The organism is Klebsiella sp. WP8-S18-ESBL-06, assembly GCF_014169755.1.
GTDB classification, from domain to species: Bacteria; Pseudomonadota; Gammaproteobacteria; order Enterobacterales; family Enterobacteriaceae; genus Kluyvera; species Kluyvera ascorbata_B.
The window spans coordinates 2,978,361-2,992,027 of sequence record NZ_AP022256.1 but is presented as its reverse complement, the minus strand read 5'-3'; the positions used below and the strand labels follow the sequence as shown (position 1 = coordinate 2,992,027).

Annotated in this window: 12 protein-coding genes; 1 reads left to right on the top strand and 11 read right to left on the bottom strand. The window is 53.0% G+C overall.

Annotated features, from left to right (window positions below):
* Nucleotides 1-151: 151 nt before the first annotated feature.
* Entirely contained in the window at nucleotides 152-1,378 is a 1,227-nt protein-coding gene (gene pepT, locus H7R76_RS14375) for a peptidase T (protein WP_181357988.1), read from the top strand.
* A 102-nt stretch (nucleotides 1,379-1,480) separates the two neighbouring features.
* Here the strand turns inward: pepT and H7R76_RS14370 are convergent, their stop codons facing one another.
* From H7R76_RS14370 to H7R76_RS14320, 11 genes are all read right to left on the bottom strand, one after another.
* Nucleotides 1,481-2,602 (bottom strand): ribosomal protein uL16 3-hydroxylase, encoded by a 1,122-nt coding sequence (locus H7R76_RS14370; protein WP_106926390.1) that lies wholly within the window; start codon nucleotides 2,600-2,602, stop codon nucleotides 1,481-1,483.
* 77 nt (nucleotides 2,603-2,679) lie between these two features.
* Nucleotides 2,680-4,143: a two-component system sensor histidine kinase PhoQ gene (gene phoQ, locus H7R76_RS14365; RefSeq protein ID WP_106926392.1), complete on the bottom strand. Its 1,464-nt coding sequence runs from the start codon at nucleotides 4,141-4,143 to the stop codon at nucleotides 2,680-2,682.
* Complete coding sequence (phoP, locus tag H7R76_RS14360; RefSeq protein WP_106926394.1) at nucleotides 4,140-4,814, bottom strand: two-component system response regulator PhoP; 675 nt, start codon at nucleotides 4,812-4,814, stop codon at nucleotides 4,140-4,142. The genes phoQ and phoP overlap by 4 nt, the downstream gene beginning before the upstream one ends.
* A gap of 1,762 nt (nucleotides 4,815-6,576) precedes the next feature.
* A complete protein-coding gene (gene purB, locus H7R76_RS14355; RefSeq protein WP_182929083.1) occupies nucleotides 6,577-7,947 on the bottom strand; it encodes an adenylosuccinate lyase in 1,371 nt (456 codons plus the stop codon).
* A 3-nt stretch (nucleotides 7,948-7,950) separates the two neighbouring features.
* The gene (gene hflD, locus H7R76_RS14350; RefSeq protein ID WP_182965589.1) at nucleotides 7,951-8,592 is read right to left on the bottom strand and encodes a high frequency lysogenization protein HflD; all 642 of its coding nucleotides are present in this window, start codon (nucleotides 8,590-8,592) and stop codon (nucleotides 7,951-7,953) included.
* A gap of 72 nt (nucleotides 8,593-8,664) precedes the next feature.
* Nucleotides 8,665-9,774 (bottom strand): tRNA 2-thiouridine(34) synthase MnmA, encoded by a 1,110-nt coding sequence (gene mnmA / locus H7R76_RS14345; RefSeq protein ID WP_146145712.1) that lies wholly within the window; start codon nucleotides 9,772-9,774, stop codon nucleotides 8,665-8,667.
* A gap of 53 nt (nucleotides 9,775-9,827) precedes the next feature.
* Entirely contained in the window at nucleotides 9,828-10,289 is a 462-nt protein-coding gene (locus H7R76_RS14340) for an NUDIX hydrolase (protein WP_182965587.1), read from the bottom strand.
* Between the two features lie 57 nt (nucleotides 10,290-10,346).
* Nucleotides 10,347-10,676 carry a curli assembly chaperone CsgC gene (gene csgC / locus H7R76_RS14335; protein ID WP_181357989.1) on the bottom strand — a complete coding sequence of 110 codons (330 nt, stop codon included), beginning with the start codon at nucleotides 10,674-10,676 and terminating at the stop codon, nucleotides 10,347-10,349.
* 59 nt (nucleotides 10,677-10,735) lie between these two features.
* Entirely contained in the window at nucleotides 10,736-11,527 is a 792-nt protein-coding gene (locus H7R76_RS14330; RefSeq protein WP_106926405.1) for a hypothetical protein, read from the bottom strand.
* A 44-nt stretch (nucleotides 11,528-11,571) separates the two neighbouring features.
* Complete coding sequence (locus H7R76_RS14325) at nucleotides 11,572-12,078, bottom strand: curlin (RefSeq protein ID WP_106926407.1); 507 nt, start codon at nucleotides 12,076-12,078, stop codon at nucleotides 11,572-11,574.
* A gap of 345 nt (nucleotides 12,079-12,423) precedes the next feature.
* Nucleotides 12,424-13,455, bottom strand: coding sequence for an IS630-like element ISEc33 family transposase (locus H7R76_RS14320; protein ID WP_003033020.1), 1,032 nt, complete (start codon nucleotides 13,453-13,455; stop codon nucleotides 12,424-12,426).
* Nucleotides 13,456-13,667: the final 212 nt, after the last annotated feature.

The following is a 13,667-nucleotide window of genomic DNA, read 5'->3' as shown; positions in this document are numbered from 1 at the left end:
CAATCCTTGTTAAACTTCCTATAGGAATATCTGACGATTAGATGCCGTTCGGGGAAAAAAAGTCGCCTTTGACGGGCTAAAAGTGACCTGACGCAATATTTGTCTTTTATGGCTTATTGATAATGTTGTCACAAAAAGTGAGGGTGGCTACATGGATAAATTGCTTGAGCGTTTTTTGCAGTACGTTTCTCTGGACACGCAATCGAAGCCCGGCGTGCGTCAGGTGCCGAGTACCGAAGGGCAGTGGAAACTGTTACATCTGCTCAAAGAGCAATTGGAAACGATGGGGCTGGTTAACGTCACGTTGAGCGAAAAGGGCACCGTCATGGGGACTCTGCCGGCCAACGTCAGCGGCGACATTCCGGCGATTGGTTTTATCTCCCATGTGGATACCGCCCCGGACTTTAGCGGTAAAAACGTTAACCCGCAGATCGTGGAAAACTACCGCGGCGGCGATATCGCGCTGGGTATCGGCGACGAAGTGCTGTCACCGGTGATGTTCCCGGTGCTGCACCAGTTGCTGGGGCAGACGCTGATCACCACCGATGGTAAAACGCTGCTCGGCGCCGATGATAAAGCAGGGATCGCCGAAATCATGACCGCGCTGGCGGTGCTGAAAGAGAAAAATATCCCGCACGGCGACATTCGCGTGGCCTTCACGCCGGACGAAGAAGTGGGCAAAGGGGCAAAACATTTCGACGTTGAGGCTTTTAACGCTCAGTGGGCCTACACCATTGACGGCGGCGGCGTGGGCGAGCTGGAGTACGAAAACTTTAATGCCGCATCGGTGACGATCAAGATTGTCGGTAATAACGTCCACCCGGGAACCGCGAAAGGAGTGATGGTCAACGCGCTGTCGCTGGCGGCGCGCATTCATGCGGAAGTGCCCGCCGATGAAAGCCCGGAAAAAACCGAAGGCTATGAAGGCTTTTACCATCTGACCAGCATCAAAGGTTCGGTAGATCGCGCCGAGATGCACTACATTGTGCGCGACTTTGAACGTAAGCAGTTTGAAGCCCGTAAGCGCAAGATGATGGAAATCGCCAAAAAGGTCGGCAAAGGCCTGCACCCGGATTGCTATATTGAACTGATCATTGAAGACAGCTATTACAATATGCGCGAGAAGGTGGCGGAGCATCCGCATATCGTCGAGATTGCTCAGCAGGCGATGCGCGACTGCGATATTGAGCCGGATCTCAAGCCGATTCGCGGCGGCACCGACGGCGCGCAGCTCTCCTTTATGGGGCTACCGTGTCCGAACATTTTCACCGGTGGCTATAACTACCACGGCAAGCATGAATTTGTGACCCTGGAAGGGATGGAGAAAGCGGTGCAGGTGATTGTGCGTATCGCTGAGCTGACGGCCCAGCGCGGCTAACCGTCAAAGAAAACCCGGCGTAGATTCGCGCTGGGTTTTTATGCAGGCCGGATGGCGGCGTAAACGCCTTATCCGGCCTACTATCGGTATAGATTCGGTGGTTTATTCTGCAAAGAACCAGTAGCCGCTGTTGACCAGCGCAGCCAGCAGCGCCAGGAACGATGGATCGTCCAGCGCTTCACCAAAATGCTGGCTTTCCAGCATGATGCTGCCCGCCATCGCATCCAGCGCCTGATGGTGCGGAGAATCCACCTTCTCGCCGTTGACGAAGAAATCATCGCCGATACGGATCACCCGCAGCCCGCCCAGACGCTGAAGCATGTCGCCTTGCTGCAAGGCATCGTAGATTTCATCCGGCTGGTACGGCGGCTCCGGCGGCGCAATATCCAGCTCGTGGCGCGACTGGCTGATAAATTCGCCCAGCCACTGCTGGAAGTGCTCCGGCTGCTGAATTAATCCCAGCATCATCTCGCGAAGGCTGTCGACTTCCTGTGGCAGTAAATCTGCCGGATGATCGCGCGAGGGCACGTCCGGATCGCTGTAGTGCTGGTTGCCCAAGTCGCGCTGCAGAATGTAGTCGGCAAAGCCGCTGATCAGCTCACGGCTGTTCGGCGAACGGAAGCCTACAGAGTAGTTAAGCGAGTTTTCCAGCGCGTAGCCTTCATGCGGGAATCCTGGCGGGATGTAAAGAATGTCACCCGGCTCCATCTCTTCATCAATGATGGCGTCAAACGGCTGCACCTGCAGCAGGTCAGGGTGCGGGCAGTGCTGTTTAAGGGCGGTTTTCTCGCCTACGCGCCAGCGGCGGCGGCCGGTCCCCTGGATAATAAAGACATCGTACTGATCGACATGCGGGCCAACGCCGCCGCCGGGTACCGAGAAAGAGATCATCAGATCGTCAATACGCCAATCGGGCAGGGCGCGGAATGGACGCATCAGCGCGCTGGACGGTTCGTGCCAGTGATCGACGGCCTGCACCAGCAGCGACCAGTTGCTCTCGCCGAGGTGGTCGAAGCTTTCGAACGGGCCGTGGCTCACCTGCCAGTCGCCGTCGAGATGGCTAACCAGGCGGCTATCGACCTCATTTTCCATCGCCAGACCCGCCAGTTCATCCGGTGAAATGGGGTCAATAAAGTTGGCGAAGCCGCGTTTAAGAACGACCGGGCGCTTTTGCCAGTAGCGAGCCAGAAAATCGGCCCAGTTTAACGTTAAGTGGTATTCCATATGACTATTTCCGCAGCAGAGATATGTCCTGGATTATACATCTTATTCACAAAACTACCTTGCTGCGGAAACAGAATTTACCCTTCGTGACTGTCCAGGTTCTGGTGGCCGAAGATAACCTCCATTTTCGCCCCGCCGAGCAGGCTATCGTGGGCAGCGATATGGCCGTCATACTGTTCAACAATATCGCGAGCGACGGCGAGGCCAACGCCCTGACCTGGACGCATGGTATCGGCGCGCTGACCGCGGTCGAAGACGATATCACGCTTGCTCTGTGGAATACCGGGGCCGTCATCCTCAACGATAATGTGCAGGTAATCGTCGGTCTGGCGGGCGGACACTTCCACAAACTCCAGGCAGTATTTACAGGCGTTATCCAGCAGGTTGCCCATGACTTCCATAAAGTCATTTTGTTCACCGGCAAAGGTTATCTCCGGCGAAATATCCAGCGTGATGTTCACCCCTTTGCGCTGATAGACTTTATTCAGCGCCGAGGTCAGGCTGTCTAGTAGCGGCGCAACCGGGTGCAGCTCGCGGCTGACCAGGGTGCTGTCGGTACGCATGCTGGCACGGTGCAGGTAGTAGCCGATTTGCTGCGAGATACGGCTGATTTGCTCCAGCATAACCGGCTCGGCTTCACTGACGGTGATTTTCTCGCTGCGCAGCGAACGTAGCGAGCTTTGCAGCACCGCCAGCGGCGTTTTCAGACTGTGCGTCAGGTCGGTTAGGGTGGTGCGATATTTGTCATAGCGCTCGCGTTCGCTTTTCAGCAGTCGGTTCAGGTTGCGTACCAGGCTGGTGAGCTCGCGGGTGGTATCGGGATTAAGATGCTCACGGTGGTGCTCTTCCAGTTCGCGCACTTCGCGGGTGAGGTCGGCAATCGGGCGCAGGCTCCAGTGAGCGGCTATCCACAGCAGCGGAATGACCAGCAGCAGGTTGGCGGCAACCACGTAGGAGAACCAACTCCAGACCATATAGGAGCGTTTCAGCTCTATCGGAATGGTGTCGATGACCACGATCACCAGCGCGGGCATCAGGCTGGTGGCCGGGTAGCTGTTGACCGCCACCGAGTGGGTCATTTCTGAGTCGTCCCCCTGTTCACGCATCTCGGTGAGCTCTTTTTGCATCTCATGATCGTTGCGCAGCAGCGTACTGGTAGAGTTGACGTCGGCTTCAATTTCATAAAAACCGTTGCCCCGCAGCCACTCCGGCTGAATACGTTTGGTCAACCACGGCAGGTCTTTTTGCTGCCACAGCAGCTGGCCTTTGTCGTTGTAGATCAACGCTACCGTAGGGCTTTGCATATTGAGATTGTCGGGAATATCAACGCTCAGCGCATTGTTTTCCCATTTTGCCAGGGTATAGAACAGGTTGCTCTCGCCGCGCAGCAGACGAAAAGTGGTTTTATCAAAACTGACGCTGTAGCCGACCAGCGCCACCATGCCGTAGGCCAGCGACAGCACGATAACCACGGCAGCCGTCGCCAGCAGAAAACGCATCCGCAGCGACAGCGGCAGAATATGCCGACGAATATGCTTCATTCGCGTAGTTCGAACAGGTAGCCCTGACCGCGCACGGTAATAATCACGTCGTGCGGATACTGGGCCTGAATTTTCTTACGCAGACGCCCCATCAGCACATCAATCGTGTGGCTTTCGCGCAGTTCGGCGTCAGGGTAGAGCTGAAGCATGAGAGAATCTTTACTGACCACCTTGCCATTGTTGCGGATCAGCGTTTCCATAATGGTGTATTCGAAGGCGGTGAGTTTGATCACTTCTTCATTAATGGACAGCTCGCGGCGCGACAGGTCAACCTGGAACGGCGGCAGAGAGATCACCTGCGACGCGTGGCCGCTATTACGGCGCATCAGCGCCTGCATGCGGGCGGCGACCTCTTCAATATGGAACGGTTTGGTCACGTAATCATCAGCACCGGCGCTCAGAACTTCCACCTTATCCTGCCAGCTCTCACGGGCCGTCAGCACCAGAATCGGCAGTGAGATATCGTGGCTGCGCCAGCGGCGAATCAGCGACAGGCCATCTTCATCCGGCAGGCCCAGATCGACAATCGCAATATCGGGGAGGTGCTCGCCTAAATAATAATCTGCTTCCTTCGCGTCTTCTGCGGCATCCACCTGATGGCCCATTTCCTGGAGCTGAACTTTCAGATGGTGACGTAACAGAGCGTTGTCCTCTACGACGAGTACGCGCATGCTGTTTCTCCATTAAATTAGTGACATGAATAGTTTAACGCTAAATATTGTTCCGAACCACATGATGCTGAAATCAAATGGTTTTTTGTTTCTAAAAACAAACGGTAGTGTCTATTGTTCCGCTTTTCCATGTTTGCGATGCTGAATGTTGCCCCGATCAGCATCTTACACGTAAAGGTGCGTTTCTCTTCGAGCCGGGGTGGGGCCTCTTTCCGAGAATGTTATTCCGGCCGCGCTTTCCTGGTGAGCATGAACTATAAGCTGACTTTGATTCGCCAGCTTAAGCATTTTTGATAAATCAGACATTTGTTTATTGGCGGTTGAGGGCGCACGGCTGGATTTTGAGCGGATTCGCGATCGCCATTGATTCTGCGTAATGTGTTGGCTATGGCTGCTATTGACAACCCGTGAAGAGCCGTAAGCCGCGAGAGCCATTGCCTGCAGAAAAACGTACCAATATTCATCTTGCTGCGACCATAGTCGCCGTAGCGTTCATGCTACGTAGCTAGCGCGACTGCGCTTGCCTGACAAGTGGGGATAGATTCCAGCTTCCTGAATAACGACGCTGACAGATTTATCTTTTTCTAGAATTGTCTCAAAATGGAAAAATATGAGTGGCTATGCAGCATTATATGCAATGGCGACAGTCGATGGTTTAATTATTGATGCAGGAACTGGCACAAGTCGTACGAGATTGCTTATGTTGGCGGATACATTAGCAATACTGTTCTGGGAGCGGTAAATCTGAGGTGCTGACGATAGTCCCTCTCACACTATTTATTACGGCATAAATCCTAACGGCTCTGTTGTCAAAACATAGCCAGTATCATTATGATTTACGCTACATTAACAAATGATAGGGAATGCATTTTAGTCGTATTTTCATGTCCGCAATAACTGTCCGTAGCTATTGATGAAAGCAATACACTTTACATTTATTTCTATAACGTGAAGTCTAATGTGGTGCAACAAAGTGCATTGTAATCAGATAGTTGAATAAATATTGTGATGGGTGACGGTACTGCTAGCTAATAGCGCCGCCACCCTGCGTTATTCAGGGAAACAGTCGTGTTCTAATGGTATTGTCGGGTAGTTCGGCGCGCATGCCTGAATAGGTAAATGAGCGGGCCAAGTAACAAAAAAGCAATAAAAATGATAACAGATTCTATTGGCCAGAGTAAGGCAATCAATACATAACATGCCATTTCAAGATTAGTCGTTCGCTCCTCCAATATAGTTGCTTTTGATAAGGTCAATTGGAGTGTGAAAAAAAAGCAAATGGCACAAATTAAATATATTGTAGCTAGTGTAGTAAGGTTCATTCAGATAAGTCCTCTGAGTTTGTTCGGTACAACACCATGGGCACCGTAAAAATAAGATTGTATTGTGATATCCTTATTATTTATAGGTTTATTGGCTATTTTCATGCGGAAACTATCGATGCTTCTGTTACAGGATATTAATGGGCCAGGTCCTTTGGTATCAGCGTATCTCTCCTTCCCAGAAAACATCTGCGATGTAAACATATATTTGAACATTACGAGGACAAAAGGCCATTCAGGGGGAGGGTAAAGGGTAATAAATGTCCGGCCTTATTCTGCCCGCTGCAATAGGCATATAGTTTATTTATATCTATTTGATTTTAAACGATTTTGTTGGTATTGGCTTTGCTTCGCGCTGATTATGTCGAGATGGAAATGGATATTTCTGAAATGGCAGTAGATGTCCTCTCCTTCGGAAAGAAGGAGAGGAGGAGACGGGATTATTTCAGCTCGTCGACCATGGTGATGGCGCGGCCGATATAGTTAGCCGGTGTCATCGCCTTGAGGCGGGTTTTCTCTTCTTCCGGCAGCGCAAGGCCGTCGATGAACTGTTTCATGCCTTCAGCGTCAACGCGTTTGCCGCGGGTCAGTTCTTTCAGCTTCTCGTACGGCTTCTCGATGCCGTAGCGACGCATAACGGTCTGGATAGGCTCGGCCAGTACTTCCCAGTTGTGATCCAGCTCGTCGAGCAGACGGTCGCGGTTCACTTCCAGCTTGCTCACGCCCTTCAGCGTAGACTGGTAGGCGATCAGCGCGTAGCCGATACCCACGCCCAGGTTACGCAGCACGGTGGAGTCGGTCAGATCGCGCTGCCAGCGAGATACCGGCAGTTTGCTCGCCAGATGCTGCAGCACCGCGTTCGACAGGCCCAGGTTGCCTTCGGAGTTTTCGAAGTCGATTGGGTTGACCTTATGCGGCATGGTGGAAGAACCAATCTCGCCAGCGATGGTTTTCTGCTTGAAGTGGTTCAGCGCAATGTAGCCCCACACGTCGCGATCGAAGTCGATCAGGATGGTGTTGAAGCGCGCGATGCAGTCAAACAGCTCGGCAATATAGTCGTGTGGCTCAATCTGGGTGGTGTACGGGTTCCACTGAATGCCCAGCGAGGTCACGAACTCTTCGCTGAACTGGTGCCAGTCAACGTCCGGGTATGCGGCGATGTGGGCATTGTAGTTACCTACCGCACCGTTGATTTTGCCCAGAATTTCTACCTGGCCCAGCTGACGGAACTGACGCTCCATACGGTACGCGACGTTGGCCATTTCTTTGCCGATGGTGGACGGCGTAGCGGGCTGACCGTGGGTACGGGAGAGCAGCGGGATATCACGATACTGCACCGCCAGGTCTTTAATGGCATCAATAATTTTACGCCAGTACGGCAGCACCACTTCTTCGCGCGCGGTTTTCAGCATCAGCGCGTGGGACAGGTTGTTGATGTCTTCGGAGGTGCAGGCAAAGTGAATAAACTCAGACACGGCGTGCAGCTCAGGCACCGACGCGACTTTCTCTTTCAGGAAATACTCAACCGCCTTGACGTCGTGGTTGGTGGTGCGCTCGATAGTTTTAATGCGCGCGGCGTCTTCTTCAGAGAAGTTAGCCACGATGCTATCAAGGTAACCGTTTGCGTCGGCAGCAAAAGCAGGAACTTCCTTGACGGCTGCGTGTGCGGCCAGCTTCTGCAGCCAGCGTACTTCGACTTGTACACGGAATTTCAGCAAACCATATTCGCTGAAAATCCCGCGCAGCGCGCTGACTTTATCGCCGTAGCGTCCATCGACAGGGGAAACGGCGGTCAGTGAGGATAATTCCATAGATCACAACTCCGGGGTTAAATGAGCGAGAATTTGTTTTGCCTGAGTGGTCAGGCGATTACGAGAAAACATGAGCTGCAGACGTCCGCCGCCGACCTGGTGCCACAGCACCGCCGAGCGGATCCCCGCCAGCAGCGAAGCACGGACTTTGGCCTGCACCTGCGGGCTTTGCAGCACTGCAGGGGAGCCAGTCACCTGAATACGCGGGCCGAGTGGGCTGATGACGTCCACATAGATACCTGCCATGGCGCTGAGCAGCGTATCGGACTGCAAATCAAAATGGTCGAGCTGACGCTGCAGGCCGCTGATGCGGTTGCCCAGCGTGTCCATTGCGCCTTTGGCGGCGGCAAGCTTGCGCTCGAGCACCATCAGGCTGAGCGTATAGCGAGTCAGCTCGGCGTTCAGCCCCTGGCGGCTGCTGGCGTTCAGCACGCCGAGTAAGGTTTCAAGGCCGAGACGAAGATAGGCTTCGCTGCCACCAAACACACCCAGCGCGGAGTCTGGGTTAAGGTCGATGACGCTGTTGAGCGAAACGTGTAACGCGTCGCCGTCGCAGTGCCCCTGATGGGCCAACTGCTGCACCAGACGGGCGGACTGGCAAATTCCCGCCAGCGCCAGGGTGATGTCATAGTAATTCTTCGCCACGCTAACTCCTTGTTGCGCTGCCCGACGGCGCGACGCCAGGCAGACTACGTTATGCCCTGCTCGGGGAGGGCTTTATTCCACAGGCAGCGGCAGGCGCTGCTCAATCACGCCGCCGCCGAGGCAGACTTCACCGCGATAGAACACGGCGGACTGGCCAGGGGTAACAGCGGCAACAGGTTCATCAAAGCGAACCTCAATACGTTCTGCATCCAGCGCGGTGACGGTGCACGGGATATCCGTCTGGCGGTAGCGGGTCTTCACGGTGCAGCGGAAGGTGCCGGTGACCGGTTCGCGATCCACCCAATGCAGCTGCTGGGCAATCAGCCCCACGGACATCAGGCGCGGATGATCGTGACCCTGAGCGACAACCAGAATGTTGTTCTCAACGTCTTTATCCACCACGTACCACGGATCTTCGCTGCCTTCTTTGGTGCCTCCGATGCCCAAACCTTTGCGCTGGCCCAGCGTGTGATACATCAGCCCCTGATGAGTACCGATCTCTTCGCCATCGACGGTGATAATTTTACCCGGCTGTGCGGGCAGGTAGCGGCCGAGGAACTCGCGGAATTTACGCTCGCCGATAAAGCAGATACCGGTGGAGTCTTTTTTCTTCGCGGTGATGAGATCCAGCTCTTCGGCGATTTTACGCACCTGCGGCTTTTCCAGTTCGCCGACCGGGAACAGGCTTTGCGCGATCTGTTCGTGGCTCAGCGTATAAAGGAAGTAGCTCTGGTCTTTGTTGCCATCGAGGCCGCGCAGCAGCTGGCTCTTGCCGTTAACATCGGCGCGGCGCACGTAGTGGCCGGTGGCAATGTAGTCGGCGCCGAGATCTTCTGCGGCAAACTCGAGGAAGGCTTTGAATTTGATCTCTTTGTTGCACAGGATATCCGGGTTGGGCGTGCGGCCCGCTTTGTACTCTTCCAGGAAGAGCTCAAATACGTTGTCCCAGTATTCGGCGGCAAAGTTAACGGTGTGCAGCTCAATGCCGAGCTTATCGCATACCGCTTGCGCATCGGCAAGGTCGGCGGCGGCAGTGCAGTATTCCTCGCCGTCGTCTTCCTCCCAGTTCTTCATGAACAGGCCCTCCACCTTATAGCCCTGTTGTTGCAACAGGTAGGCGGAAACGGAGGAATCAACACCGCCGGACATGCCGACGATCACTTTTTTCTGGCTTTCTGACATTGGAATACTCACGACATTGGACTTCAAGGCGGCATATTCTAGCACGCAGCCTGTTACTTGGCACCCTCGGTAAACGGCCAGTTAAATGCACCGATCAACGACAGCGGATAGCGCTCGTCCTGCTGATAGCAGCGGATGCTTTCGGCAACCAGCGCAGACCGGAGGTTTTTGGCATTGAGGATCTCTTCGGCGCTGAGCCACAGGCAGCGATCGATATCGCTATCGTGCGGTTCAGTGGCGCACATTTCGGCAAGTTCAATGACGAAAAGAAAGCGCAGAAACGGCGTGTGGTCGGGTGCCAGCCACTGATGCAGACGCACAAAATGCTGCGGCGTTGCGCGAATGCCGGTCTCTTCCCACAGCTCGCGCTCGGCGGCCTGTATCAGGGTTTCGTCGGCTTCCAGATGGCCGGCAGGCTGATTCCACAGCACTTTGCCATTGATGGTTTCTTCTACCAGCAAAAATTTGCCTTCGGCGTGAACCACGCAGGCGACGGTAACGTGAGGTTTAAACATGCGGCATCCTTATCGGGCAAGAAAGAGGATAAGGATATAAAGAAGGGGAGGGGAAAATCAAACCTTCGTCGGCGAACTCCAGCTTTGCTGCAAAATAACGCCTTTACTGTCGCTGAGGGTGACGGTGATTTGTGTCCATTCGCCGTGGGGAATATCCAGCATCATGCTGGCCAGCGGCTGCGGATGCTGACCTTTTATCACGACGCTGCCGCTTTGGCTGCTGTTGCTTTGCCCGGACTGCCCCTGATGAATCACGTTAATCGTCATCTGGCAGCTGCAATCGTTTGTCAGCGTCGCCATCGGTGTGACAACCAGCGCGTTATCCTGCTGTTGGGTTTCAAACCACAGTTGGTTGCTGAGCGCGGCGGCGATAAGCAGGAGGTGCATAGAAGTCCTCGTCATTGAGCGAAAGACAGCCGGATGAAAAATTCATCCGGCTGTAGGGGTTAGTTCTGATTAACGTACGAAATGTTACCTGAACCGGATTGCTGAACGTAGGTCACCGCATTGTTATGCGTCTGACCGACGCTGCTGAAGTTACCCGCGTTGGTCTGAGACACTAAAATAGCCGAATCATTAGCGCTCTGATTCACGTAAGACTTGTTGTTGCCGACAGACTGCTGTACATCAACAATACTTTTGCTGCCCGCCTGGACAATATCAGAGAGGTTGTAGTTGCCGCTCTGTACTACAGAGCTTGAGTTACTGGTGCCAGATTGTTTAACGCCGGAATTATTGCCAGTGCCATCTTGTGACACCACAATGGCGTTACCCTGACCACCCGATTGCTGTGTCGCAGAAGAGATGTTGTTTGCGCCTTTTTGAGTGACGCTGATAGAACTAGTGGTACCTTTCTGCGTCGCCGAAGATTGGTTACCCGAACCATATTGGTTTACGAAGACAGCGCTTTTGGTCGCAGCCTGGTTGACGATAGAACTGCCATAACTGCCGTACTGATGGACATCAATGACGGAGCCGGATGAGCTCGCCTGATCGGCCTGGGAGAAGTTACCGTTTCCCGGCTGGTAAATATGAATGGCCTGATCCCATTTGCCGCTTTGCGGGACGATAGGGGCTTTGCCCGTAATTGTCGGGATATCCGGAAGCGTGACGCCGCTGCCACCGCCGCCGCCATTACCATTACCAGGCCAACTACCACCGCCTTTGCCATCTTCACTTGCCACAGCGACACCCGATGCTAACAGTGTTGACAAAATAACAATTTTCCACGTTTTCATTAAGATACCCCATAGGTTTAGAGATTGGTCAATCAGTTAAAACGCTAATTTTGGGTAATGCGAATTGCCATTCCTGCCGAATTTTGCACAACGGCCGCGCCGCGGCTTGTGCCTGTTTGATTAATCTGCGTAATATTGCCAACGCCTTTGCTGACAATTTTTGCAGAGTTATCAAAACCAGTTTGCGTAATATCCGCCTGGTTCGCCGATCCTGCCTGCACGACCTCTGCAGAATTATTCGTCCCTGATTGGCTTACCGTAGCGTTATTACCATTACCGTATTGCGCTATTGCAGCGCGATTATTAAAACCATTTTGATTTAATATCGCGTTGTTATACCCACCCACCTGAGAAATAGAACCATAAATATGCGAGCCTGACTGGTTAATAGACGCGTTATTACCGCTGCCATGTTGGCCAGTAATTGCTACCATATCGTAGTTCTGACGATATTGACTTAACCCTGAAAACTCAGAGCCCGCCAGATCGCCTCCCGCAGTAGCCAGATATGAACAGCCCAATAAGGGTATTAATAAGAACCACTGTTTCATAATGGCACCTTGATTTAACCGACGGTTAAAGTCAGGAGTTAAACCAGCGATAGCTTCGTCCGCTTACGGAGTGCGGCAGTCGCTGATTTATGGATTGAGTATGTTCGACAGAAATAATCATTGTTTTCGCCTGGATTACGTATTTTGAAAATGAGCGTCAGTCGATAGTATGAGGATTCAGGAATGAGACAGGCTGGCAGCGGCGTCACCAGGCGGATGCAAACGGAGCGGGCTGCCGCGATAGCACAACAGTATTTAGCGCTTTACGGCCTAAGCTAAATTATTCTTCCATAAGCTAAATGATGGAATAGAAAGTTTACAGCTAAATAGCTGCGCCTAATACCGCTACACTTTTGCCTGACCATGTTTTCCTCCGGGGAATGGGCTGGCGGTTTCCATAAAATGGCGGACCTTTTTCAGTAACTGCCACATTGAGCGGCACTGATGATTACGGGTTATCGTGTCATGAAGTGCCTGCCATAGCCGTTCCACATGATTCACCCACGGCGAGTAAACCGGCTGGTAAATTACCCTGAACTTGGGATTTGCTTTCAACCAGCGCTGTGTTTCGCGGCTTTTATGGATAATGTAGTTATCAACGATCAGCGTGATTGTTTTCGCCCGCCGGTAAGTGGCTTTCAGGTGCTTCAGCAGAGCGATAAACAGCGCTGAACTTTTGCTGTTGCCGCCCACGTAGCTGACTTTACCCGTGCCACTGTGCAGTGCGCCGGCCAGATAGTATTTTTCGTTCTGCCCCGGCGTCACTACCCGTTTCTGCTGTCCGCGCAACTGCCAGTCCGCACCGATTTTAGGATTAAGGTGAATATCCACTTCATCTTCATAAAATACCGGATGCTCTGCGTTGCATTCATCCAGCGCTTTGTGGATTACCGCCATCTTTTCATCTTTATGTGGGTCACGGATGCGCAGAGTTGGCGCGGCCCTGCGCCATACAAGCCCCGCAGATGGCAACCAGCGGCGAACGGTTCCTGCATGTAACTGGCAACCGGTTATCTCATTGATTTTTATTGCCAGTAATTCGGTGCTCCAGCGTGAACGTTGATAACCAAAATCGCCGGGAGAATGCTTTATCAGCTCACGTAACAGGGTGCAGATATGTTCAAAAGGCCAGCGTCGGGAGCGCCCTGCGGGTAAGGATTTCAGGCCTTCAATACCTGAGTGCGTAAACCAGTTAATCCAGCGACCAACGGATGAACGGGCACAACAGAGAGTTCTGGCAACATCGCTGACCCGTTCACCCCGATGAAGCATCAGCATGGCCGTGAGTCTGCGGGCATGATTTTTATCGCGCGTTTTATGAATAGCTTTCTGCATCAGGCGTCGTTCGCCACGGGGTATTGGTGCTATGATCGGCATCGCTCAGTCCGGTTGGTGGTTTTGGTTGGTTTGGCGAATGATCAGATCGCGCAATCCGGGCTGAGTTCCCTTTCAGTGATCTACTATTCCGCGCAGCTATTTAGCGGCATTGTCGGCAGAAGATGGCATACCTTGAATAGACTGAAGTGTAAATACGCATGTTGGCTCAGGCGCTATGGGAAAAGATAAAATTATTTTCTTTATATAAATCA